The sequence below is a fragment of the Marivivens aquimaris genome (assembly GCF_015220045.1).
Taxonomy (GTDB): domain Bacteria; phylum Pseudomonadota; class Alphaproteobacteria; order Rhodobacterales; family Rhodobacteraceae; genus Marivivens; species Marivivens aquimaris.
Map to the genome: position 1 here is coordinate 2656671 of NZ_JADBGB010000001.1, position 21415 is coordinate 2678085.

Annotated in this window: 21 protein-coding genes; 6 read left to right on the plus strand and 15 right to left on the minus strand. The window is 60.7% G+C overall.

The window, feature by feature from the left end:
- Nucleotides 1-84: 84 nt before the first annotated feature.
- The 4 genes from IF204_RS13070 to pncA are packed head-to-tail and all read right to left on the minus strand — an operon-like array spanning nucleotide 85 to nucleotide 3269.
- Nucleotides 85-705, minus strand: coding sequence for a hypothetical protein (locus IF204_RS13070; RefSeq protein ID WP_194097548.1), 621 nt, complete (start codon nucleotides 703-705; stop codon nucleotides 85-87).
- 37 nt (nucleotides 706-742) lie between these two features.
- Complete coding sequence (gene pncB, locus IF204_RS13075; RefSeq protein WP_194097549.1) at nucleotides 743-2035, minus strand: nicotinate phosphoribosyltransferase; 1293 nt, start codon at nucleotides 2033-2035, stop codon at nucleotides 743-745.
- Between the two features lie 14 nt (nucleotides 2036-2049).
- Nucleotides 2050-2670: an MrcB family domain-containing protein gene (locus IF204_RS13080; RefSeq protein WP_194097550.1), complete on the minus strand. Its 621-nt coding sequence runs from the start codon at nucleotides 2668-2670 to the stop codon at nucleotides 2050-2052.
- Entirely contained in the window at nucleotides 2667-3269 is a 603-nt protein-coding gene (gene pncA / locus IF204_RS13085; RefSeq protein ID WP_194097551.1) for a bifunctional nicotinamidase/pyrazinamidase, read from the minus strand. Before pncA ends, IF204_RS13080 begins: the two co-directional genes overlap by 4 nt.
- A 142-nt stretch (nucleotides 3270-3411) precedes the next feature.
- On the opposite strand from pncA, the gene IF204_RS13090 reads away from it, so the two are divergent.
- The 3 genes from IF204_RS13090 (at nucleotide 3412) to IF204_RS13100 (ending at nucleotide 6660) form a co-directional block, all read left to right on the plus strand.
- Nucleotides 3412-4638: an Hsp70 family protein gene (locus tag IF204_RS13090; protein ID WP_194097552.1), complete on the plus strand. Its 1227-nt coding sequence runs from the start codon at nucleotides 3412-3414 to the stop codon at nucleotides 4636-4638.
- Nucleotides 4639-4704: 66 nt separating this feature from the next.
- Complete coding sequence (gene trhO / locus IF204_RS13095; RefSeq protein ID WP_194097553.1) at nucleotides 4705-5610, plus strand: oxygen-dependent tRNA uridine(34) hydroxylase TrhO; 906 nt, start codon at nucleotides 4705-4707, stop codon at nucleotides 5608-5610.
- Nucleotides 5611-6660, plus strand: a complete 1050-nt coding sequence (locus tag IF204_RS13100; RefSeq protein WP_194097554.1) for an AbrB family transcriptional regulator — start codon at nucleotides 5611-5613, stop codon at nucleotides 6658-6660. It begins immediately after the preceding gene.
- On the opposite strand, the gene IF204_RS13105 is transcribed toward IF204_RS13100, so the two are convergent.
- Nucleotides 6657-7103: a lytic transglycosylase domain-containing protein gene (locus IF204_RS13105; protein WP_194097555.1), complete on the minus strand. Its 447-nt coding sequence runs from the start codon at nucleotides 7101-7103 to the stop codon at nucleotides 6657-6659. The genes IF204_RS13100 and IF204_RS13105 overlap by 4 nt on opposite strands.
- 127 nt (nucleotides 7104-7230) lie before the next feature.
- Between IF204_RS13105 and acuI the strand changes: the two genes are divergently transcribed.
- A complete protein-coding gene (acuI, locus tag IF204_RS13110) occupies nucleotides 7231-8223 on the plus strand; it encodes an acrylyl-CoA reductase (NADPH) (RefSeq protein ID WP_194097556.1) in 993 nt (330 codons plus the stop codon).
- A gap of 35 nt (nucleotides 8224-8258) precedes the next feature.
- Here the strand turns inward: acuI and gyrB are convergent, their stop codons facing one another.
- The 9 genes from gyrB to mutM form a co-directional block, all read right to left on the minus strand.
- Entirely contained in the window at nucleotides 8259-10694 is a 2436-nt protein-coding gene (gene gyrB / locus IF204_RS13115; RefSeq protein WP_167638663.1) for a DNA topoisomerase (ATP-hydrolyzing) subunit B, read from the minus strand.
- Between the two features lie 80 nt (nucleotides 10695-10774).
- Nucleotides 10775-11395: a LysE family translocator gene (locus IF204_RS13120; RefSeq protein WP_194097557.1), complete on the minus strand. Its 621-nt coding sequence runs from the start codon at nucleotides 11393-11395 to the stop codon at nucleotides 10775-10777.
- Nucleotides 11392-11811 carry a VOC family protein gene (locus tag IF204_RS13125; protein WP_194097558.1) on the minus strand — a complete coding sequence of 140 codons (420 nt, stop codon included), beginning with the start codon at nucleotides 11809-11811 and terminating at the stop codon, nucleotides 11392-11394. Before IF204_RS13125 ends, IF204_RS13120 begins: the two co-directional genes overlap by 4 nt.
- Nucleotides 11808-12917, minus strand: a complete 1110-nt coding sequence (gene recF / locus IF204_RS13130; RefSeq protein ID WP_194097559.1) for a DNA replication/repair protein RecF — start codon at nucleotides 12915-12917, stop codon at nucleotides 11808-11810. Before recF ends, IF204_RS13125 begins: the two co-directional genes overlap by 4 nt.
- Before the next feature lie 76 nt (nucleotides 12918-12993).
- On the minus strand, nucleotides 12994-14112 hold the full coding sequence (gene dnaN, locus IF204_RS13135; protein WP_194097560.1) for a DNA polymerase III subunit beta: 1119 nt from the start codon (nucleotides 14110-14112) through the stop codon (nucleotides 12994-12996).
- Between the two features lie 112 nt (nucleotides 14113-14224).
- Nucleotides 14225-15628 (minus strand): chromosomal replication initiator protein DnaA, encoded by a 1404-nt coding sequence (dnaA, locus tag IF204_RS13140; RefSeq protein ID WP_228069195.1) that lies wholly within the window; start codon nucleotides 15626-15628, stop codon nucleotides 14225-14227.
- Nucleotides 15629-16211: 583 nt separating this feature from the next.
- Nucleotides 16212-16475: a 30S ribosomal protein S20 gene (gene rpsT, locus IF204_RS13145; RefSeq protein WP_167638668.1), complete on the minus strand. Its 264-nt coding sequence runs from the start codon at nucleotides 16473-16475 to the stop codon at nucleotides 16212-16214.
- A 162-nt stretch (nucleotides 16476-16637) separates the two neighbouring features.
- The gene (locus IF204_RS13150; protein WP_167638669.1) at nucleotides 16638-17414 is read right to left on the minus strand and encodes an enoyl-CoA hydratase; all 777 of its coding nucleotides are present in this window, start codon (nucleotides 17412-17414) and stop codon (nucleotides 16638-16640) included.
- Nucleotides 17415-17477: 63 nt separating this feature from the next.
- Complete coding sequence (mutM, locus tag IF204_RS13155) at nucleotides 17478-18329, minus strand: bifunctional DNA-formamidopyrimidine glycosylase/DNA-(apurinic or apyrimidinic site) lyase (protein ID WP_194097561.1); 852 nt, start codon at nucleotides 18327-18329, stop codon at nucleotides 17478-17480.
- A 184-nt stretch (nucleotides 18330-18513) separates the two neighbouring features.
- Here mutM and ubiE point away from each other — a divergent pair, with 184 nt between their 5' ends.
- Both ubiE and ubiB read left to right on the plus strand, forming a co-directional pair.
- Complete coding sequence (ubiE, locus tag IF204_RS13160; protein WP_194097562.1) at nucleotides 18514-19266, plus strand: bifunctional demethylmenaquinone methyltransferase/2-methoxy-6-polyprenyl-1,4-benzoquinol methylase UbiE; 753 nt, start codon at nucleotides 18514-18516, stop codon at nucleotides 19264-19266.
- The gene (gene ubiB / locus IF204_RS13165) at nucleotides 19266-20801 is read left to right on the plus strand and encodes a 2-polyprenylphenol 6-hydroxylase (protein WP_194097563.1); all 1536 of its coding nucleotides are present in this window, start codon (nucleotides 19266-19268) and stop codon (nucleotides 20799-20801) included. The genes ubiE and ubiB overlap by 1 nt, the downstream gene beginning before the upstream one ends.
- Here the strand turns inward: ubiB and IF204_RS13170 are convergent.
- The gene (locus IF204_RS13170) at nucleotides 20798-21415 is read right to left on the minus strand and encodes a flagellar hook capping FlgD N-terminal domain-containing protein (protein WP_194097564.1); all 618 of its coding nucleotides are present in this window, start codon (nucleotides 21413-21415) and stop codon (nucleotides 20798-20800) included. The genes ubiB and IF204_RS13170 overlap by 4 nt on opposite strands.

Consider the following 21415-nt stretch of genomic DNA (forward strand, 5'->3'; position numbering starts at 1 on the left):
ATTGGCATCGGAGGAGCGCAAGGCTCAACACAACCAACAGGCGCTGGCGGTACGCAAACTACTGGTAGTGGGAAGAAGTAATAATTATCTTCTCCTGATCTCAATTTCTCTAATTTGGTCAGCGGGTATAATTGTTATTCGGTGACCATCTTCGTTGATGGTGCCTTTGGCGTGACGTCCTTCAGGCGAATGTTCATCGAAAATACGGGTAATATACATCGCGATTGATCCATCCCGTCCATACGTGCACGGGCCATTGGGAAGATCATTAAATTGACCTAGCGGATAACTTTCGTAACATGTCCCATTATTAAGTGACACGAATAACTCAGAGTGACTCAAGCTTACATCGTTAATTACACTATCGAAGGCCGAAATTAGGTTGTCATCAACGCCTTTCATGACTTTTCGAAAAATTTTAAAACTAAAAATCCTAAAATAATTTCTCCAAAGAACTGCGGCAATAACGGTCGAAGTTATACCAACTAGGGAAGAGATTATTTCAACGGAAAAATGATCTGATTCAACAAGGCTCTTAATTAGCAAGTTTATGGCCAAATAAATTGAGCCAAAACACAATATGATAAATGAAGTATCAAAGTGACTATGGTTTTGTCGCCAGCCAGAGTAGGCAAGTGAATAGCTTATATAACCACTCACAAGCATCACTTGCGTTTGAAACGATAATTGCAACAACTCAGACAATTCAATCTCCAACAACAATCATTCGAGACTGAACCACCTAGACGCGAACTTCAAGCGCCTCCTGCTCTCCCACCCCGAACACGCGTTTGTAGCGGGCGATTTCCTCTGAGGGGCCCATGGCTTTGTTGGGGTTGTCGCTGAGTTTGACGGTGGGGTGGCCGTCGGCCTCGACGGCTTTGCACACGAGGCTGAAGGGGGCGAGCGTGTTGCCGGGGGTGAGGCCGATGAAGTCGTTGGTCAGCATCGTCCCCCAGCCGAAGGACACCTTGACCCGACCGCGGAATTGCGCGGCGAGTTCGTGGATTTTCTGCGTGTCCAGACCGTCCGAGAAGATGACCAGCTTCTGCGTGGGGTCCTCTCCGCGGTCCTTCCACCATTTGATCGCGGTCTCGGCTCCGGCGGCGGGATCACCGCTGTCGATGCGCATCCCCGTCCAGCCCGCGAGCCAGTCGGGGGCGTTACGCAAAAAGCCCTCGGTCCCGTAGGTGTCGGGCAGGATCATGCGCAGGTTGCCCTCGTGCTCCTCGTGCCAGTCGGCGAGGACGTCGTAGGGCGCGCGGCGGAGTTCCTCGTCGGTCCGGGCCAGCGCGGCGTAGACCATGGGAAGCTCGTGGGCGTTGGTGCCGATCGCTTCGAGGTCGCGCTTCATCGCGATGGAGCAGTTGGAGGTGCCGGTGAATTTGTCGCCGAGGCCCTCTTCGAGCGCCTGCACGCAGAAATCCTGCCACAGATAGGAGTGGCGGCGGCGGGTGCCGAAGTCCGCGAGCTTGAGGTCGGGAATTTCGCGCAGGCTTTCGACCTTTTCCCACAGCTTCGTCATGGCGCGGGCGTAGAGCACCTGCAGTTCGAACTTGCCCATGGTGTTGAGCACGGCGCGGGAGCGGAGCTCCATCAGGATGGCGAGCGCGGGGATTTCCCAGAGCATGACCTCGGGCCATTTGCCTTCGAAGGTGAGCTCGAATTGGCCGTCGCGTTTTTCGAGGTGGTAATCGGGAAGGCGCAGGTTCTCGAACCACTCCATAAAGTCAGGACGGAACATCTGGCGCTTGCCGTAGAAGGTGTTGCCGCGCAGCCAAGTGGACTCGCCACGCGAGAGCGAGAGGGAGCGCACATGGTCGAGCTGTTCGCGCAGTTCGCCTTCGTCGATCATCTCGGCCAGACGGATATGCTTGGCGCGGTTGATCAGGCTGAAGGTGACGGTGGTGTCCGGCTTGTTACGGAACACCGACTGGCACATGAGCAGCTTGTAGAAATCCGTGTCGATCAGAGAGCGGACAATCGGGTCGATTTTCCACTTGTGGTTATAGACGCGGGTGGCGAGGTCGACCATGGCAGGCCCTTTGTTCAGCGCAGTTCCGCGCGAGTAGACGCTGTACTGCCCTGTTTTTCAAGCAGGATGAATGCGTTGTAGGCATCGAGGAGCGCGTTCAGGTCGCCTTTCAGATCGGCCGTGGCGAGATCGGAAAGCGTGTAGGTCCGGCCCATCGCGTGACCTGCTTCGTAGTTCAGGGGCGTATCGGCGGGCGATCCGAGGGTGATCGGCGCAGTGCTGAAACGAGCGTGGAATTGCGGGATGCTGGCGGCGATAGCGGCGGAACGTTCGCGGAGCATCCGTCGCCCTTCGGTCGGGCCATGCAGGCGGTAGAGCGTTTCGGTGCCGTGAACGAGCGAGAGGGTGATCGTGCCAAGCTCGGGCGCGAGGAGGTAGACGACGTAGACGCCATCGCGGGCGGAAAGCGTAGCGCGTAGGTCGAAGAAACCGAGCCACGGGATCGACGCCCATTGGCCGATCCCGGCGCTGGCCTTGATCCTGAGCGGCTGGTCGCGGCGCGAAATCAGGTCGCGGGCGGCAATCGCCAGATCGTGCCTGATCCAGTGGGCGAAATCGTTGCCCTTGAACGGTTCGGTCCGCCGCGCGGGATAGTCGAGCGCCCAGCGGACCAGCATGTCGGCGAAAGGGGTCACTCCACCGTGACGCCTGCGCCTTTCATGGCGTCGATGGCGGCGGAGAGGGAGCCGTCGAAGTCGATGGCGCGGCAGTGGTCCAAGGACACGGTGACTTTGTAGCCGAGGTTGGCGGCGTCGATGGCGGAGTAGTTCACGCAGAAATCGGTGGCGAGGCCGACAATGGTGAGCGTGTCGATGCCCTTTTCCTTGAGGTAGCCGTGGAGGCCCGTGGGCGTCTCGTGGTCGTTTTCAAAGAAGGCGGAGTAGCTGTCGATCTCGGGGTTGGTGCCCTTGCGGATGATGATGTTGCCACCGTCGCGGAGCACGGCGTGGAGGTCCGCGCCCTTGGTGTTCTGGACGCAGTGATCAGGCCAGAGGACCTGCGGGCCGTAGGGCATATCGATCATCTCCATCGGGACTTTGCCCTCATGGCTGGAGGCAAAGGACTTGTGGCCCGTGGGGTGCCAGTCCTGCGTGACGACGACGGTCTTGTAGTCGTCCATCAGCGCGTTGATCGGGGCGACGATTTCGTCCCCACCGGGAACGGCAAGCGCGCCTCTGGGGCAGAAGTCGTTCTGGACGTCGATGACGAGGAGGGCGTGGTTGTCACTGTGCATCGGAGGGCTCCGTTGGGGTGCGTTGGTTGCAAGGTACGAAGGCTACGCAGATGGTCAACCTCCGGCGGGTCGGACGGGTTCCTCTTGACCCTGCTGCGGCGCGCAATTAGGCAGCGCGGCTTCTGATAAAGGGGGTTTGTAAATGGCACGTCTCGGAATCGATTTCGGAACATCGAATACGGCTGCCGCTGTGATGGCGGGCGGCTCCCCCTATGTGATCCCGCTGGAGCCGGGTGAAACGACGCTACCGACGGCGGTGTTTTTCGACCCTGATCAAGCCAAACCCATCTATGGCCACCGTGCCGTTGCCGCGCTGATCGAAGGGCGCGAGGGGCGGTTCATGCGGGCGCTCAAGAGCGTTCTGGGCACCCAGCTGATGCGCGAGAAACGTCTAATCGGGCGGGAGCGGATCACGCTGATGGAGGTCGTGGCGCGGTTTCTGGCCAAGGTGAAGGCCGAGGCGGAGGCGCAGACCTATCAGACGTTCGATACCGCGCTGTCGGGTCGGCCCGTGCATTTCCACTCGCGCGACATGGAGCGGGACGCGCAGGCAGCGGTCGATCTGGCCGAGTGTTATGCAATGGCGGGGTTCAAGGACGTGGAGTTCCTGCCCGAGCCCGAAGCTGCGGCGATTGCCTGCGGCGGGGTGGAGAGTGGCTACGGGCTGGTCGTGGATATCGGCGGCGGCACCTCGGACTTTACCGTGTTCCAAGGCGCTGCGGGGGCGATTGATGTGATCGCCAGCCACGGCGTGCGGATCGGCGGGACGGATTTCGACCGGCTGCTGAACATTGCGCATGTGATGCCGCTGCTGGGGTATGGCTCGGAGCTGAAGAACGTCTTCGGCAATGAGACCAACCGCGCGCCGAACGCGATTTTCCATGACCTTGCAACGTGGGAGAAGATCCCGTTCCAGTACTCCGCCGATGTGAAGCGCAACGTCGCGAAGATGGCTCAGGTCGCGGTGGAGCCCGAACTGTGGGACCGCTTGCAGGAGGTTTTGGAGGACGAACTGGGGCACGAGATCGCCTTTGCCGTCGAACGTGGGAAGATCGCTGCAAACGCCGGAAACGGGGTCATCGACCTGCGCGTGCTCGAGAGCGGGCTGTCGGTGCCGCTGGCCCCTGTGGACCTTTATCAGGGGCTTGGCGCGACCGTGGCGGAGATCGTGACGGCGGCCAGCACCACGATTGAAAAGGCGGGAATCGGGCGCGAGGACATCACCAAGGTCGTGATGGTCGGCGGCTCCAGTCTGCTCGGTGTTGTGGCGGAGGGTACGAAATCGCTGCTGCCGCACGCCGTTATAGAACGGAGCGACCCTTTTACCGCCGTTGTGAATGGCCTCGCCATTGCGGCAGAGGGTAACTGATATTATCGGACGGAGTGTGCAGTAGCGCGCATTGTTCCATCTCATCGTCGGAGGTATGGTATACCAATGTATACAGTCGCAGCCCTTTACCACTTCACGCCGTTTGCCGACCCGTCGGCCCTGCGGGAGCCGCTGCTTGACCTATGCAAGGCCAATGGCGTCACAGGCACCCTTCTTCTGGCCCGCGAAGGCATCAACGGCACGATTGCCGGCCCGCGCGGCGGGATCGACAACGTGCTCGCGCATATCCGCGCGCTGCCGGGTTGTAGCGATCTGGAGTGGAAGGAAAGCACTGCGGCAGAGCAGCCCTTCGGCAAGATGAAGGTGCGCCTGAAGAAAGAGATCGTCACCATGGGCGTGACCGATGTCGATCCGCGCGCTGCCGTCGGTCACTACGTCGAACCTGAAGACTGGAACGAACTGATCTCGGCTGACGATGTTGTCGTGATCGACACCCGTAACGACTACGAATACGCGATCGGGACGTTCAAGAACGCCATCGACCCGCAGACCAAGACATTCCGCGAATTCCCGCAGTGGTGGGAAGACAACAAGGAGCGCTTCCACAACAAGCGCATCGCCATGTTCTGCACGGGCGGTATCCGCTGCGAGAAGTCGACGAACTTCGTCAAGCAGCAGGGCATCGACGAGGTGTACCACCTCAAGGGCGGCATCCTGAAGTACCTCGAAAACGTGCCGCAGGACGAAAGCATGTGGGACGGCGAGTGCTTCGTGTTCGATGGCCGCGTGTCGGTCGGTCACGGGCTGGTCGAAGGCCCGCACGAGCTTTGCCACGCGTGCCGCCGCGCTATCCTCCCGGAGGACAAAGCGCGCAAGGAATTCGAAGCAGGCGTGTCCTGCCATCATTGCATTGAAGAGACCTCGGACGCCGACAAGGCGCGTTTCCGCGAGCGTCAGAAACAGATCAACCTCGCGAAAGAACGCGGGGAGAAACACCTCGGAGCAGACTAAATGAATTTCGATATGTTGCGTCGTCAGGGACTGGCACTCGGTTTGGGGGTCATCGCAGGCTACGCAGCATATCGGATCGGAATGCCGCTTCCGTGGATGCTCGGCCCGATGCTGATCAATACGCTGGCGGCGATGCTCAAGATGCCAATTGCGGCACCGACCAAGCTCCGCCCCTATGTGATCCCTGTGATCGGCGTGATGCTGGGTGCCTCCGTCAGTGCGGAGATTATCGCCCGCCTTCCCGAATGGTTCACGACGCTGGTCATCATGATCCCGTTCCTTGCGAGCGCGGCTGTCGTGTCGCTGTTCGTCTACATGAAGGTTGGCAAGTACGACTTCATCACCGCGTATTTCTCGGCCATGCCGGGGGGCCTTGTGGACATGCTGACGCTGGGCACGGCCTACGGCGGCAAGGAAAACAAGATCGCGCTTGCGCACGCGTCCCGCATCCTCGTCGTGATTTCATTCGTGGGCATGTACTACGGACTGGTGCTGGGCGTGACCGCCGGAGGATCGGGCGGACGTCCATGGATCGCGGTCGGGTCGCTGGATATCTCTGACTGGCTGATCCTCGGGGGCTGCGCGGTGCTCGGCGTGCCCTTCGGCAAGCTGCTGCGCCTGCCTGCGGCGGGAATGCTGGGGCCGATGCTGCTGTCCGCCGCCGCGCACGTCCCGCACTGGGTAGAGATCGCGCCGCCGACGATCCTCGTGGTGGCAGCGCAGATCGTGCTCGGGACTATCATCGGCAGCCGCTTTATCGGGGTCGCACTGGGCGAGATGGTGAAGGACGTCGGCCTCGGTGTCGTCGCCTGTACAGGGATGCTTGCCGTTGGTGTGATCTATGCGTCGATCACGGCGGCCATCACGGGCGTGCCCGTGTCGGCGGTGTTCCTCGCCTATTCGCCAGGCGGTTTGACTGAGATGTCGCTGCTCGCCCTGTCGATGGGCCAAGAGGTCGCCTACGTGTCCGTTATGCACATCCTGCGCATTCTGCTCATCATCATGAGCGCGCCCGCTGTGTTCAAACGGATCGGCGTCAAACCGGCCTAGGTGCGTAGGCCGGTTTCATAGAGTAGACCGAGCCGCTTGGCCTCGTAGTAATAGCCGCGCGCGTACCACATCACCGCCTTGTCCTGATTGCCGCGAGACACCAGCCACGCGCCGCGCAAATATTTGCCCGCGTATTGCAGATTGACGTTCGGATCGAGCAGTTCGTCGGCAGGACCGCGATGGCCCATCGTGCGCGCGGTCTCTGGCAGGATCTGCATCAGGCCGTAATAGGGGCCGTTTCGGGCAAAGGCGCGGTAGTCGCTCTCGCGCTGGATAACGCGGTGGAACAGAGAACGGGGCACCTCATATTCGTCGGCCCAGTAGTTGATGAGCGTGCGCATGTGTGCGGTCTCACCGGGGTAGAGGTCGGGCTCGCTGGGTCGGCGACCACAAGCGGCGACCGAAGAAAGCGTCATCAGGATCATCGCGCGGCGCGACAGCATATCTGGCTCCATGTTTTCAGTGATTTAAAACGGTTTATGCGAATGGCGCAAATCACGCTTCACTCTGTCGCTCGACTTTGTGGGCGGGATCGGCTGTCATACGCCGAAGGCCAAGGAGGAGGGCAACATGTTTCGTGCAATCAAGCTCGAGAAAGACGGCGACGCGACCAAGGCAGCGATTGCCGAGGTGGACGAAGCCGACCTGCCGGAGGGCGATGTTACAGTGCGCGTCGGCTATTCGACGCTGAACTACAAGGACGGATTGGCGATCACGGGCAAGGGGCCGGTAGTGCGCAAATGGCCAATGGTGCCGGGAGTCGATTTTTCGGGCGTGGTGGAGCAGTCCGACAATCCCGCGTTCAAGGTCGGCGACAAGGTCGTGCTGAACGGATGGGGCGTGGGCGAGGGTCACTGGGGTGGTCTCGCGGACGTGGCGCGGGTCAAGGGCGACTGGCTGGTGCCGCTGCAGGAACCGTTCACCCTGCGCGATGCTATGATCATCGGCACGGCGGGCTATACGGCGATGCTCTGCGTCATGGCGCTGGAGGATTACGGGATCACACCGGACAAAGGCGACGTGCTGGTCACGGGCGCGGCGGGCGGCGTGGGCAGCATTGCGGTCGCGATCCTGTCAAAGCTCGGCTACCGCGTGGTGGCGATGACGGGCCGTCCCGAAGAGGCAGAGTTCCTGACGGACCTTGGCGCGGCAGAAGTGATCGGGCGTGACGGCTATTCCGAACAAGGGCGTCCGCTGGCGAAGGAACGCTGGGCGGCGGCTGTCGATGTGGTTGGCGGGCATGTGCTGGCGAACGTCTGCGCCTCGTTGAAATATCGCGGCGCTGTGGCGGCTTGCGGGCTGGCGGGCGGTATGGCGCTGCCTGCGACGGTCGCGCCGTTCATCCTGCGCGGTGTCGCTCTGCTCGGCGTGGATAGCGTAATGCTGCCGCAAGCGGACCGGATTAAGGCTTGGAAGCGGATGTCGACCGACCTAGACCCGCGTTTGCTGGACAAACTGGTGGATACGGTCGCGTTCGAGGATGTGATCGAGGCCGCAGGGCGGCTGATGAACGGCACGCAGAGGGGGCGCGTGCTGGTCCCGATCAACACCGATCTGGAATAAGAAAAACGGCGGGCTCTGAAGCCCGCCGTTTCGTTTTAGAAGTCGAGGTTTTCGACCGAGAGCGCGTTCTGCTGGATGAACTCGCGGCGGGGTTCCACCTCGTCGCCCATCAGCTTGGTGAAGATGTCGTCGGCATCGTTCATGTCGTCGACGCTCACCTGAAGCAGCGTGCGGGCGTCCGGATCGAGCGTGGTTTCCCACAGCTGATCGGGGTTCATTTCGCCCAGACCCTTGTAGCGCTGGATCGAGAGACCCTTTTCGCCTTCGGCCAGAATGGCGTTCAGCAGGTCCATCGGGCCGTAAATCCACTGCTCGCGGTCCTTGCGGACGAGCTTGGCGGGGCGATCGTAGACTTCCTGAAGCGCCTGCGTGAAGGAGCCGGTCTTGCGTGCCTCACCCGAGCGGAGCATCGGGCCGTCGAGTGTACGAACCTCTTCGACGCCGCGCAGAATACGGGCCAGACGGATGCCGTGGTCCTGCGTGATGCGGCCGGACCAGCCTTTTTCGTATTCGAGCGCGATGAGGTCGAGACGCTGCGCAACCTTGTCGGCGACGCCCTGAAGATCGCTATCCACAGCACCCGGAATGAAGGCGCCGGCGATGGCGGCCTGTTCGAGGATGTGACGCGGATAGTGCGTCGGGAAGGCGTCCAGAACACGCTTGAGGCTGCGGGCATCCTCTACAACGCGCAGAAGGTCCTGACCGGCCAGTTCGGCGCCGTCGGCCAGACGCAGCAGAGCGGAATCGATCCCCTGATTGATCAGGTATTCGTCCATAGCGGCCTGATCTTTCAGGTAAACCTCGGACTTACCACGGGTCGCTTTATACAGCGGCGGCTGCGCGATGTAGAGGTGACCGGCTTCGATCAGCTCTGGCATCTGGCGGAAGAAGAACGTCAGCAGCAGCGTACGGATGTGCGCACCGTCGACGTCCGCGTCGGTCATGATGACGATCTTGTGGTAACGCAGCTTCGACAGGTTGAACTCGTCGCGGCCAATGCCGGTGCCGAGCGCCATCACGAGGTTGCCGATTTCCTGCGAGGACAGCATCCGGTCGAAACGGGCGCGTTCCACGTTCAGGATCTTACCGCGCAGCGGCAGGATGGCCTGCGTACCGCGGTCACGGCCCGTCTGTGCGGAACCACCTGCCGAGTCACCCTCGACGAGGAAGACTTCGGTCTTGGACGGATCCTTTTCAGAGCAGTCCTTGAGTTTGCCAGCGAGGAAGTTCACGTCCATCGCGGTCTTGCGGCGGGTGAGTTCGCGGGCTTTGCGGGCCGCTTCGCGGGCCATGGCGGCCTCGACGATCTTGCCGACGATGTTCTTCGCGATCTGCGGGTTTTCTTCGAACCACTCGGACAGCTTTTCGCCGGTGAGGTTTTCGACAGCAGGGCGGACTTCGGACGAAACGAGCTTGTCCTTGGTCTGCGAGCTGAACTTCGGATCGGGCACTTTCACCGACAGAACGCAAGTCAGACCCTCGCGGGCGTCGTCACCGGTGAAGGAGACCTTTTCCTTTTTGCCGATGCCGTGTTCCTGCGCGTATTTGGTCAGAACACGGGTCAGCGCGGCACGGAAACCGGCGAGGTGGGTACCACCGTCACGCTGTGGAATGTTGTTCGTAAAGGGCAGTACGGTTTCGTGGTAGCTGTCGTTCCACCACATCGAAACCTCGACGCCGATGCCGTCTTTTTCGCCCGCGACATAGATCGGTTCGGGCATCAGCGGATGCTTCGAACGGTCGAGGTATTTGACGAATTCGCGCACGCCGCCGTCGTAGTAGAGCTCGTTCTTGATCGGCTCCGCCGGACGGTCGTCTTCGAGCAGGATGCGGACGCCGGAGTTCAGGAACGCCAGTTCGCGCAGACGCTTTTCGAGCGTTTCGTACTGGTATTCGAGGTTGAGGAACGTGCCGTTCGGATCGTTCGTCTTGGACGACGCGAGGAAGCGGACCTGCGTCCCCTTCTGGCCGTTGGCGGGGCCGACGACTTCGAGCGATTTAACGGTCTCGCCGCGTTCGAAACGGACGTAGTGTTCCTTGTCGTTGCGCCAGATACGCAGTTCGAGCCAGTCGGATAGCGCGTTCACAACGGAAATACCGACGCCGTGCAGACCGCCGGACACCTTGTAGGAGTTCTGGTCGAACTTACCGCCGGCGTGGAGCTGGGTCATGATGACCTCGGCTGCGGACACGCCCTCTTCGGAGTGCATATCGACCGGAATACCGCGACCGTTGTCGGTGACGGAAACCGAGTTATCGGCGTGAATTCGCACGGATACGTAGTCGGCGTGACCGGCCAGTGCTTCGTCGATGCCGTTATCAACGGCCTCGTAGATCATATGGTGCAGACCCGAACCATCGTCCGTGTCGCCGATATACATCCCAGGGCGCTTGCGGACAGCGTCCAAACCCTTGAGAACCTTAATGGAATCGGCGCCGTACTCTGCCGGCTTCTGCTCTTCTTCAGACATGCGGTTTTTCCCCGTATTCAGTCGTCAGAATATAGAAAATCGGCAGAGGAATGTCACGCCTCAGACCCCTGTTATTTCTGTTAAATAAAGGGGATAAGCACCCCGACGCCGATCAGCAGGACACCCGCCGTGATATTGGTCCGGCGCAGCGCCGTCGGAGAGGTCAGAAGCGCCCTCGCCTTGCCTATGAAAACGCTGAGAATGAGGTTCCCCGTTAACGGGACAATCGCCGACAAAAGCGCGATAGCGACCATGTCGGGCCAGCGCAAAGTGGTCAGATCAAAGAACCCCGGCATCATGCCCATGTAGAACAGGATCGCCTTGGGATTACCGAGGATCACGGCCAGTCCGGCCAGAAATCCCGCCCACATACCGGGGCGTGTCAGACGGCTGTCGGAGGCGATGGTTTTGTCCGCACTTCGGATCAGAAGAACGCCCATGACGACGAAGGTCAGGCAGGCGACCCAGCGCAGGAACTCCATAAAGCCCGCGAAGACCGACACGATCCATGTCACGCCCAGAATGGCGAGGAACGGCCAAAGCATATCGCCGATCACGACACCCATCGCCAAAGGCCAAGCCGCACGAAAACCGCCCGACATCGCGCGGGCGGTCAGGGCAACCCACACGGGGCCGGGTGTCATGAACAGCACGAAGAGAGCACCTGCGTAGAGCAGCAGGTCGTGGGCCGTGATTGTCACAGGGTGAGGCTTCCGTCTTCGCCAAGTTCCCAGAACGGGTTGTGGGCGACTTCCCAGACGTGACCGTCGATGTCGGCGTAATAGCCCGAATATCCACCCCAGAAGACTTTCTCGGGTTTTTTGAGCTCTTTGGCACCAGCTTCGATGGCCTTGGTAAATGCCTCATCCACTTCGGCTTCGGAGGCAAAGTTCTGCGCCAGTGTGATCGCACCGGTGCCCAGCGAAGTCTCGGACCGGTTCTGATCCTTGGCAAGCTCCACCGTCGGGAAAAGGCCAAGCGCCATGCCGTTCATCTGGTAGAAAGCAACGTTTTCCTGCTCCTGCGCAGGGGTCCATCCGAGCTTTTCATAGAACGCTTTCGAGGTGTCGAGGTCGTTCACGCCGAGCGTAATCAGCGTCACACGTTGCGGTGTCATGGATGGTCCTTTTGCGTGGTGATGGAGGTGCCCGATTCCTCGGTCACTTCCACATATTGAGCGCGATTTTCCAGTTCGGCAAACAACTCGGGTCCGGTGCCCGTCATAAACGCCTGCGCGCCCAACGCGGCGATCTCGTCATAGAGCGCGGCACGCCGTCCGGCGTCAAGATGGGCCGCCACTTCGTCCAGAAGCAGGATCGGCGGTACATCCAGCTCAAAGGCCAACGCCCGCCCGTTCGCAAGGATCAGCGAGATCAGCAGGGCCTTCTGCTCGCCCGTCGAACAATCAGCGGCAGGAACGCCTTTGGCTGCAAACGTCGCCCCCAGATCGCTGCGATGCGGGCCGATGAGCGTGCGTCCAGCGGCCATATCGCGTTGGCGATTGTCAGCAAAGGCTTGGCGCAGGTCATCCTCGCCGACAGGCGTGCCATCCGACTGAATGAGCACCAGGTCAGCCACGGGAAACGCGGTCTCTGCAGCTTGCTGCGCGTCGATCAGTTCGGAAATCGCCCGCTGGCGGTTGGCGGTGATGACCGCGCCCGCTTGCGCCATCTGCATCTCAAGAGCGGCGTACCAATGGGCATCGCGGACCATGTCTTTGAGCAAGCGGTTTCGCTCTCGCATGGCCTTTTCGTAGGTCAGGACGACCTCGGCGTGGTTCGGCTCGAAGCTCAGCGTGGTGCGGTCAAGGAACCGCCGCCGCCCCTCCGCTCCTTCAATCCAAAGGCGGTCCATCGACGGCACGAGCCACAAAACACGCGCAATCCGCCCCAAAGCCACCTGCGGCGCGGTTTTCCCGTCGATCCTGAGCTGACGGCTGGTGCCGCCCTCGACCCACGTATCGATCTCGTGCAGCTTGCCGCTCGCGCTCAGCTCCGCGGCGACCTTCCACCCCAGCCCCTCGGGACGGCGCACCATATCCTCTGCCGCCGCGCGCCGCAGACCGCGACCGGGGGACAGCATGGACACCGCTTCGAGGATGTTGGTCTTGCCCGCGCCATTGGGCCCGTAGATCGCCACGGGACGACCGTCGAACGCCATCTCGGCACGGCGATGCGAGCGGAAGTGCGACAGCTTCAGGGATTCAACAGAAAGGCCGCTCATGCGCGGCCCCCTGTTTCATTCTGACAAAAATACCTCCGCCGGAGGCATCCGGTTTTCGATCCGAAAACCGGAAACATCACACGCGCATCGGCATGACGACGTAGACGGCGCTGGTGTCGTTACCTTCGCGCATCAGAGTCGGATCGCCCGAAGAATTGAACATGAAGACAGCGTTCTCGCGGTCGACCTGGCTTGCGATTTCAAGGAGATACTTGGCGTTGAAGCCGATCTCGAGGCGCTCGTCACCGTAAGCGACGGCCAATTCTTCGGTCGCGGCACCGCTGTCGGGCGCGTTGACGGAGAGCACCAGACGGTCCTCGTCGAGCGACAGTTTCACGGCGCGGCTCCGCTCCGACGAGACGGTCGCAACGCGGTCGACGGCCTTGGCGAATTCGCTGGCGTCCACCTCGAGCTTGCGGGTGTTGCCTGCGGGGATCACGCGGCTGTAGTCGGGGAAGGTGCCGTCGATGACCTTGGAGGTCAGCGTCAGGTTCGGGGTCGCGAACCGGACCTTGGTTTCGGACACCGAAACCTCGATCTGCATCTCGTCGTCGTCCAGCAGCTTGCGCAGCTCGCCCACGGTTTTGCGCGGAACGATCACGCCCGGCATACCGGAGGCGCCTTCGGGGATGTCGGCATCGATGCGGGCCAGACGGTGACCGTCGGTGGCAACGCAGCGCAGAACCTTGCCGCCATCGCTATCGGCGACGTGCATGTAAACGCCGTTGAGGTAGTAGCGGGTCTCTTCGGTCGAGATCGCGAACTTCGACTTGTCGAAGAGGCGACGCAGGACCGGCGCGGGGCAGGTGAAGCTGGTATCGTAGTCCGAGGACGCCATCACGGGGAAGTCGTCCTTGGGCAGGGTCGCGAGGCTGAAGTTCGAGCGGCCGGCCTCGATCGACAGGCGGCCCTTGTTGCCGTCTTCGGTCAGGGTCACGAGCGCGCCGTCGGGCAGCTTGCGGACAATCTCGTTCAGGGTGACGGCGGCCACAGTGGTGGAGCCCGCACGTTCGACCTTGGCGTCGGCGCGATCAACGACTTCGATGTCGAGGTCGGTGGCGCGGAACATGACGGTATCGCCTTCGGCTTCGATCAGCACGTTGGCGAGGATCGGGATCGTGTTCCGACGTTCGACAACCGATTGTGCCTGCGCAACAGCCTTGAGAAGCGTTGCCCGTTCCATCGTGAATTTCATATCCATCGCTCCGCGTACTTGATCGGACCCCGACAGGTCGGGAGGAAAACCCTACCCGTTTCAATCTGCTTCTCAAGCCCTAATAACAGTGTTTTAGCGAGTTTTCTTGCAGTTACGACGACAGAGTGCGGCGCAGCAGCTCCAATTCATCCGAAAGCTGGCTGTCGGCCTCGCGAAGCTCGTCGATGCGGCGCACACCGTGCATGACGGTGGTGTGGTCGCGGCCACCGAACTTGCGGCCGATTTCCGGCAGAGAACGATTGGTGAGACGCTTTGCCAGCCACATGGCGACCTGACGCGGACGTGCGTAGGCACGCAGACGCTTGGGGCCGACGAGGTCGGACAGACGGATGTTGAAGTGTTCGGCCACGGCGCGCTGGATCTCGTCGATGGTAACGCGGCGGTCGGTGGATTTCAGCAGGTCGGCCAGACAATCCTGCGTCATGTCGAGGGTGATCGGCTTGCCGACCAGCGATGCCATGGCAAAGAGACGGTTCAGCGCGCCTTCGAGAACGCGCACGTTCGACGAAATGCGATGCGCGAGAAATTCCAGAACGCCGTCCTCGATTTCGAGGCCGGGGAACTGCGAGTGGAACATCTCTGCCTTGGTTTGCAGGATACCCATACGGAGTTCGAAGTCGGTCGGGTGCAGGTCAACGACAAGGCCACACTGAAGACGCGATTTGATGCGGTCTTCGAGGTCCTTGATCTCGCCCGGTGCGCGGTCGGCGGAGATGATGATCTGCTTGCGGGACTCAACTAGCGCGTTGAACGTATGGAAGAATTCTTCCTGCGTGGAGTCCTTGCCCGCGATAAACTGGACGTCATCGACCATGAGCACGTCCACAGAGCGGAACATCTGTTTGAAGTCGATCATACGGCGGTCTTTGAGCGCCGAGATAAAGCGGTACATGAACTGCTCTGCCGACAGATAGACCACGTTGAGGTTCGGATCGCGGCGGCGAAGCTCATGAGCCACGGCGTGCATCAGGTGGGTCTTACCTAGACCGACGCCGCCATAGAGGAAGAGCGGGTTGAAGGTGACGGGGCCACCTTCGGCAACGCGGCGGGCTGCGGCGTGCGCCAGCTCGTTCGGCTTGCCAACGACGAAGTTGTCGAAGGTATAGCGCGGGTCGAGCTGTGAATCCGGCAGCATACCGTCTTCGGCATAGGACGAACGCGCGGCAGGTGCGCTATCGGTTTTCGTCTTGGCCGATTTGGTCGGTGCAGTGGGAGCGGCTTGTTTTGACATGGCAGGGCGCATCGCGGCAGCCGTCGGGCGAATGCGGAACGACAGGCGTTCGGCGGGCACATCGAGGCGGCGGAACAGATACAGGATCTGGTCAGCGTAATTCTGCGTGACGTAGTTGCCATAGAAAGAGGTCGGCGCGACGAACTGGGCGACGCCATCCGAAACTTCTACGAATTCCAGCGGTTCAATCCAGTTGGCGAAGTTTCCTGCCCCAATCGTGTTCCTGAGGGTTTCGCAAATATTGCCCCAGAGTTCTTTTGTCATTTCCTGCCTGTCCATTTCGGTCGTCACGTCTTCTTTGTGCGAGCGGGTTGCCCAACCCCTTCACATCGAACCGTAAGGACAAAAAGAGCTGCTGCTCGCCTGACTCCCACACCAGGCGACCATGTCGCATTCTATGTCACTTACAGGTGGCCATCGGCGTACTGATGCCGGCCTCGTACTTTACAAAACGGGGGCGTTGCCATCGGGTTAGACCCGATTGCAGACAAGCAACGACCGTTGGCCCGCTACATAGCCTGTAGCGGCACCGTAGGATCGTATGGTCTTAGCGCGTAGAGAGTGTATCGCACGTTAAGGTTGAACCACGTGCGAACCCAATCACCGGCTTTCACCTGCTCCCCCAGGAACGATGTGAATCGCCTCGTGAAGTTAGCAACGGGGTATAATCCCCTCAACACAACAACGATCTTGACTCTGGCTTTGGGCAAAAAGAATCTCTGCGCGCCTTAAAAACAAGGCTGAGCGAAAGTATAGGGTGGCACGATAGCCACAAAAAAAACGCACCCGATTTGGGTGCGTTTTGTTCCCCTTGTATCAAGGGAAATTCACCGTTCTGTGAACAGAATCAAGCCAGTGCTTTTACACGCGATGCGAGACGCGAGATCTTGCGCGAAGCGGTGTTCTTGTGAACAACGCCCTTGGTGACGCCGCGCATCAGTTCCGGCTGAGCAGCCTTCAGAGCGGCAGCAGCAGCAGCCTGATCGCCCGATGCGATGGCTTCTTCGACTTTGCGGAGGTAGGTGCGGATGCGCGAACGGCGCATCTTGTTGACTGCGAAGCGGCGTTCGTTCTGACGTGCGCGCTTTTTGGACTGGGGCGTGTTTGCCATGTTCGTCTTCCCTTTCGAGGGGTCCGCGGGGGACCATCAATAGAATATCGTTAGCGCAACGGGCCCCACCGGGTTTTACGAACCGGCTGATTCTGGCCTAGCGGGCCTCACGCGCATGTATCGGGCGGCGTTTAATGCCCGCCGCCCTAAAAGGCAAGTGTTTTAGCGGTCGCGGAACTGCGGCTCGCGTTTCTCGAGGAAAGCGGCCATGCCTTCCTTCTGATCTTCGGTCGCAAAGAGCGAGTAGAAGATCGCACGCTCGTAGGCGAGACCGTCTTCGAGCGGCACTTCGTATGCGCGGTTCACGCAGTCCTTCGCAGCGGCGGCAGCCAGCAGCGATTTCTCTGCGATTTTCTCGGCAGCCGACGCGACTTCTTCTTTCAGCTTTTTGAGCGGAACGACGCGGGATACGAGGCCCGAACGCTCGGCTTCTTCGGCATCCATGAAGCGACCGGTCAGGTGCATGTCCATCGATTTGGACTTGCCAACGTAGCGGGTCAGACGCTGGGTGCCGCCGATACCGGCGATGACGCCGAGGTTGATCTCGGGCTGGCCGAATTTAGCGTTGTCAGCGGCGATGATGAAATCGCACATCATGGCCAGTTCGCAACCGCCGCCCAGCGCGTAGCCGGCTACAGCAGCCACGATCGGCTTTTTGATGTTGTTGAAGCGCTCGCCTTCGGTGGCAAAGAACTTCTCGGTGTACATATCGACGAAAGACTTCTTCGACATTTCCGAAATATCGGCGCCAGCGGCAAATGCCTTCTCGGAGCCGGTGATGACGATGCAGCGCACCTTCTCATTCTGGTCGGCAGCTTCGAGCGCCGAACACAGTTCGCCCAAAAGCTGGGAGTTGAGAGCGTTGAGAGCCTCGGGTCGGTTCAGGGTAATCGTGGCGACATACGCCTGAACGTCCACGATGATCGTCTCGTAAGCCATGAGCAGCCTCGGTAGCGGTTAACTTGAAACCAAGTGCTTAACACCGAGCCACGGGCGATCAAGCTATCTTTGGCATTGCGGACAGTGAAACGTCGACCTACCGCTTTGGGCGAATCGCTCGATTTTGCTTTGGCATCCGTCGGTTAGGCATGATTCACCCTCCCTGTCGTACACCTTGAAAGTGTGTTGGAAATACCCCAGTTCTCCGTCCGCTTGGCGGTAGTCGCGTAAAGACGAACCGCCTGCTTCTATAGCATCTGCCAAAACTTCGCGTATCAGCGGCACGAGTCCCGCGACCTCATGTTGGGTCAGGCTTCCTGCGAGGCGAGTGGGGGCGATTCCCGCGCGGTAGAGCACTTCGCAGACGTAGATATTGCCCAGACCAGCGACGATTTTCTGGTCAAGGAGCGCGGTCTTGATCGGAGATTTGCGGCCCGCCAGCCGCTCCACCAGATAGGATTCGTTGAAGTCGTTGCCGAAGGGCTCCGGCCCGATTCCCTTGAGCAGCCAGTGTTCCGCCTGCGCCTCGGTCGCCATCAGGTCCATCGCGCCGAAACGGCGGGCATCGTTGAAGGTGACGCGCGCGCCGTTCTCCATGTCAAAGACCACATGATCATGCTTCGCCGGCGTCGGGTGCGGATGATGGAATTCACCGATCGTGTGACCCGACACCGTCATGCGGCCCGACATGCCGAGGTGGATCAGCAGCGTCTCACCACTATCGAGGTCCGCGAGGATGTATTTCGACCGGCGGCGCAGCGCGTTGATGCGCTTGCCTGTCAGTCGCTCCGCCATGTTTTCAGGAAACGGCCAGCGCAGATCGGGGCGGTTCACCGCGGCATTGGAAATCAGGGCGCCTTCCATCGCGGGAAGGAGACCTTTGCGGACGGTTTCAACTTCGGGAAGTTCGGGCATCTGGACCTTTCTAGACCTGTCGGACCTTAAATCGGGCCAAGTGGTGCCGATTTTCAAGCCCCGCAGCATTTGACGCGGGGCATGGGACGCCACATCTACGTGATGGATGCGGCACAAAGGGGGTTTGTCACCACCCCTGAAAGATTATAACCCGTCCCCGACCATCAGAAGGCTTATGTGCGACATGACCGAGACCCCCGAAAACACCACTCACTTCGGTTTCCAAACCGTCAAGGAAGAGGAAAAGGCCGGAAAGGTCCAAGGCGTCTTCACCTCGGTCGCCTCGAAATACGACATCATGAACGACGTGATGAGCGTCGGCATCCACCGCGTCTGGAAGGACGCGATGATGGACTGGCTGGCTCCGCGCGGCGGTCAGAAGTTGCTCGACGTGGCTGGCGGCACCGGTGACATCTCGTTCCGTTTCCTCAAGCGGGCTGGCTACGGCCACGCCACCGTTTGCGATCTGACCGAGTCGATGCTGGTCGAAGGCCGCAAGCGCGCCGAAGCCGAAAGCATGGCCGAGAGCCTTGATTGGGTGGTCGGCGACGCGATGAAGCTGCCCTTCGCGAATAACACCTTCGACGTTTACACCATCAGCTTCGGCATCCGTAACGTGACCCGCCCGCAGGAGGCGCTGAACGAGGCGTACCGCGTGCTGAAACCCGGTGGTCGCCTGATGGTGCTGGAGTTCAGCCAGATCCCGAACGACATGCTTCAGAAGATGTACGACCTCTATTCGTTCAACGTCATCCCGCGCATGGGCAAGGTGATCGCGGGCGATAGCGAGAGCTACCAGTACCTCGTGGAATCAATCCGCAACTTCCCCGATCAGGAAACCTTCCTCGGCATGGTGAAGAACGCGGGCTTCGAGAACGCCAAATACCGCAACCTGTCGATGGGCATCGCCTGCCTGCACTCCGGCTGGAAAATCTGATGCGCGGCCCCCACAATATCTGGCGCCTGATCCGTACCGGCGCGACGCTCGAACGCGCTGGCGCGATGAACCATGCGCTCGACGCCTTTGAGGCCGGTCCGCTGCTGCGCGCTGTGGCCCGCACGCTGGCGTTTCCGTTCCGCTGGCTCGGCTACAAGGGTGACCCGTCGCTGCCGCCCGTGTCGCGTGCGCTGACGGCGCTGGGCCCTGCCTACATCAAGTTCGGCCAGATCATGTCGACCCGCCCCGACGTGGTCGGTCCCGAGATGGCGAACGAACTGCGCGTCCTCCAAGACGCCCTGCCCCCCTTCCCCGTGGCGATCGCCAAGGAAGAAGTCGAGCGCGAGCTGGGCATCAAGGTCGACGACGTATTCTCCGAATTCTCTGCCCCTGTGGCTGCCGCGTCCATCGCGCAGGTCCACAAGGCGGTGCTGAAAGACACCGGTGCGGAAGTCGCCGTAAAAGTCCTCCGCCCCGGAGTGGAGAAGGCGTTCCGCAAGGATATCGACGCGTTCTACTTCGCCGCGCAGATGGTCGAATTCCTATCCCCGTCATCGCGCCGCCTGCGCCCGATGGAGGTGATCCGCCACTTCGATGGCGTGGTTCAAGGCGAATTGGACCTGCGGCTCGAAGCCTCCGGCGCATCCGAATTCGAAGCCAATACCGCGGGCGATGCGGGCTTCTCTGTCCCGCCCGTATTCTGGCACCTGTCCTCCCGCCGCGTCATGACGCTGGGCTGGGTCGAGGGCGTCGGCTCCGGCGATAACGACGCGATTGACACCGCCGGACATGACCGTGCCCGCCTCGGTGCCCGCGTTCTGGAGCTGTTTCTGCTCCACGCGCTGCGCGACGGTTTCTTCCACGCCGACATGCATCAGGGCAACCTGAAGATCGGCGAGAACGGCGACATAATTGCCTATGACTTTGGAATCATGGGCAGAATTGATGAATATACACGGCGTGTATACGCGGAAATTCTGTTCGGTTTCATCCGCCGCGATTATCGCCGCGTGGCCGAGGTGCACTTTGAAGCGGGCTATGTTCCCGCCAATCAGGACATGGACGAATTCGCCCGCGCGCTGCGTGCGGTGGGCGAGCCGATCTTTGGGATGGACGCCTCGCGCATTTCGATGGGCCGCCTGCTGTCGTACCTGTTCGAGGTCACCGAACGCTTCGGCATGCAGACCCGTACCGAGCTGATCCTGCTGCAACGCACCATGGTCGTGGTCGAAGGTGTGGCCCGTTCGCTCGATCCGCACATCAACATCTGGGAAGTCGCACAGCCTATCGTCGAAGACTACATCAAGGAAAGCATCGGCCCCAAGGCCGTCATCCGCGACCTGTCCCGCACCGCGCTGGTCCTCGCCCGCTTTGGCCCTCGTCTGCCCGAACTTGCGCAGGCGGCATTGGTGAAGCAGGGCCATAATTCCGGCGACGATGAAGAGAACAATCACCGCCACGGCTGGTGGTTCGTCGGCGGCGCTGCGGTGTCGGGTCTGGTGATCTGGCTTCTTGCGCTGTCTGGCGCGTTTTAACTTCTGAGACCACTGATCGAGGCGGCGGGCGCTGTTCCGCCGCTCTCGAACACGAGCAACGGCCCGCTGGCGTCGCTGCGCACCTCTACCACCCGCGCATAGACCGACGCTGTTGTGGTCGCGGTCTGGGTGTCCCCTTCATACGATTCGAGCGCAAAGCTGTAGGTGCCTGGTGCCTTGCCGCTCCAGTCGATCGTGCTGCCGCCCACGCTCACGGGCATCCGCTGCACCTCGAACCCATCCGCATCCCTGACCACAAGGTCCGCGCTGTCCGCGCCCGTTGCGGCGGGCGGGATTTCGACGGTGATCGGCGTGTTCGCGTAGGTCGCCGTAGTCGGCGCGAGGACTTCTTTGCCCACCATCCCCGCGAAATCGGCCAGCGAGGCAGAGGCCATCAGGTCGGACAGCCCGGTGAGAAGATCGTTGGTCATGACCTGCTGTTCTACCGCCGAGAACGTCGCCAATTGTACAGCATAGTCCGACGGATCAGTCGGGTTCAGCGGGTCCTGATTCTGGAGCTGGACCGTAAACATCTTGAGAAACGTATCAAAATCCGACCCGATCTTGGAGCGGGCGGATGGCGTCGTGGGCGTGGTGGCCGAAGTGACTTCCAT

Excerpts from the sequence above, each read along its gene's own strand:
- IF204_RS13170 (WP_194097564.1), bottom strand. The coding sequence starts at position 21,415 with ATGGAAGTCACTTCGGCCACCACGCCCACGACGCCATCCGCCCGCTCC.
- dnaA (WP_228069195.1), bottom strand. The coding sequence starts at position 15,628 with ATGACAAAAGAACTCTGGGGCAATATTTGCGAAACCCTCAGGAACACG.
- ubiB (WP_194097563.1), top strand. The coding sequence starts at position 19,266 with ATGCGCGGCCCCCACAATATCTGGCGCCTGATCCGTACCGGCGCGACG.
- trhO (WP_194097553.1), top strand. The coding sequence starts at position 4,705 with ATGTATACAGTCGCAGCCCTTTACCACTTCACGCCGTTTGCCGACCCG.
- ubiE (WP_194097562.1), top strand. The coding sequence starts at position 18,514 with ATGACCGAGACCCCCGAAAACACCACTCACTTCGGTTTCCAAACCGTC.
- recF (WP_194097559.1), bottom strand. The coding sequence starts at position 12,917 with ATGAGCGGCCTTTCTGTTGAATCCCTGAAGCTGTCGCACTTCCGCTCG.
- dnaN (WP_194097560.1), bottom strand. The coding sequence starts at position 14,112 with ATGAAATTCACGATGGAACGGGCAACGCTTCTCAAGGCTGTTGCGCAG.
- acuI (WP_194097556.1), top strand. The coding sequence starts at position 7,231 with ATGTTTCGTGCAATCAAGCTCGAGAAAGACGGCGACGCGACCAAGGCA.
- pncB (WP_194097549.1), bottom strand. The coding sequence starts at position 2,035 with ATGGTCGACCTCGCCACCCGCGTCTATAACCACAAGTGGAAAATCGAC.
- IF204_RS13150 (WP_167638669.1), bottom strand. The coding sequence starts at position 17,414 with ATGGCTTACGAGACGATCATCGTGGACGTTCAGGCGTATGTCGCCACG.
- gyrB (WP_167638663.1), bottom strand. The coding sequence starts at position 10,694 with ATGTCTGAAGAAGAGCAGAAGCCGGCAGAGTACGGCGCCGATTCCATT.
- pncA (WP_194097551.1), bottom strand. The coding sequence starts at position 3,269 with ATGCACAGTGACAACCACGCCCTCCTCGTCATCGACGTCCAGAACGAC.
- rpsT (WP_167638668.1), bottom strand. The coding sequence starts at position 16,475 with ATGGCAAACACGCCCCAGTCCAAAAAGCGCGCACGTCAGAACGAACGC.
- IF204_RS13100 (WP_194097554.1), top strand. The coding sequence starts at position 5,611 with ATGAATTTCGATATGTTGCGTCGTCAGGGACTGGCACTCGGTTTGGGG.
- IF204_RS13090 (WP_194097552.1), top strand. The coding sequence starts at position 3,412 with ATGGCACGTCTCGGAATCGATTTCGGAACATCGAATACGGCTGCCGCT.
- IF204_RS13125 (WP_194097558.1), bottom strand. The coding sequence starts at position 11,811 with ATGACACCGCAACGTGTGACGCTGATTACGCTCGGCGTGAACGACCTC.
- IF204_RS13105 (WP_194097555.1), bottom strand. The coding sequence starts at position 7,103 with ATGCTGTCGCGCCGCGCGATGATCCTGATGACGCTTTCTTCGGTCGCC.
- mutM (WP_194097561.1), bottom strand. The coding sequence starts at position 18,329 with ATGCCCGAACTTCCCGAAGTTGAAACCGTCCGCAAAGGTCTCCTTCCC.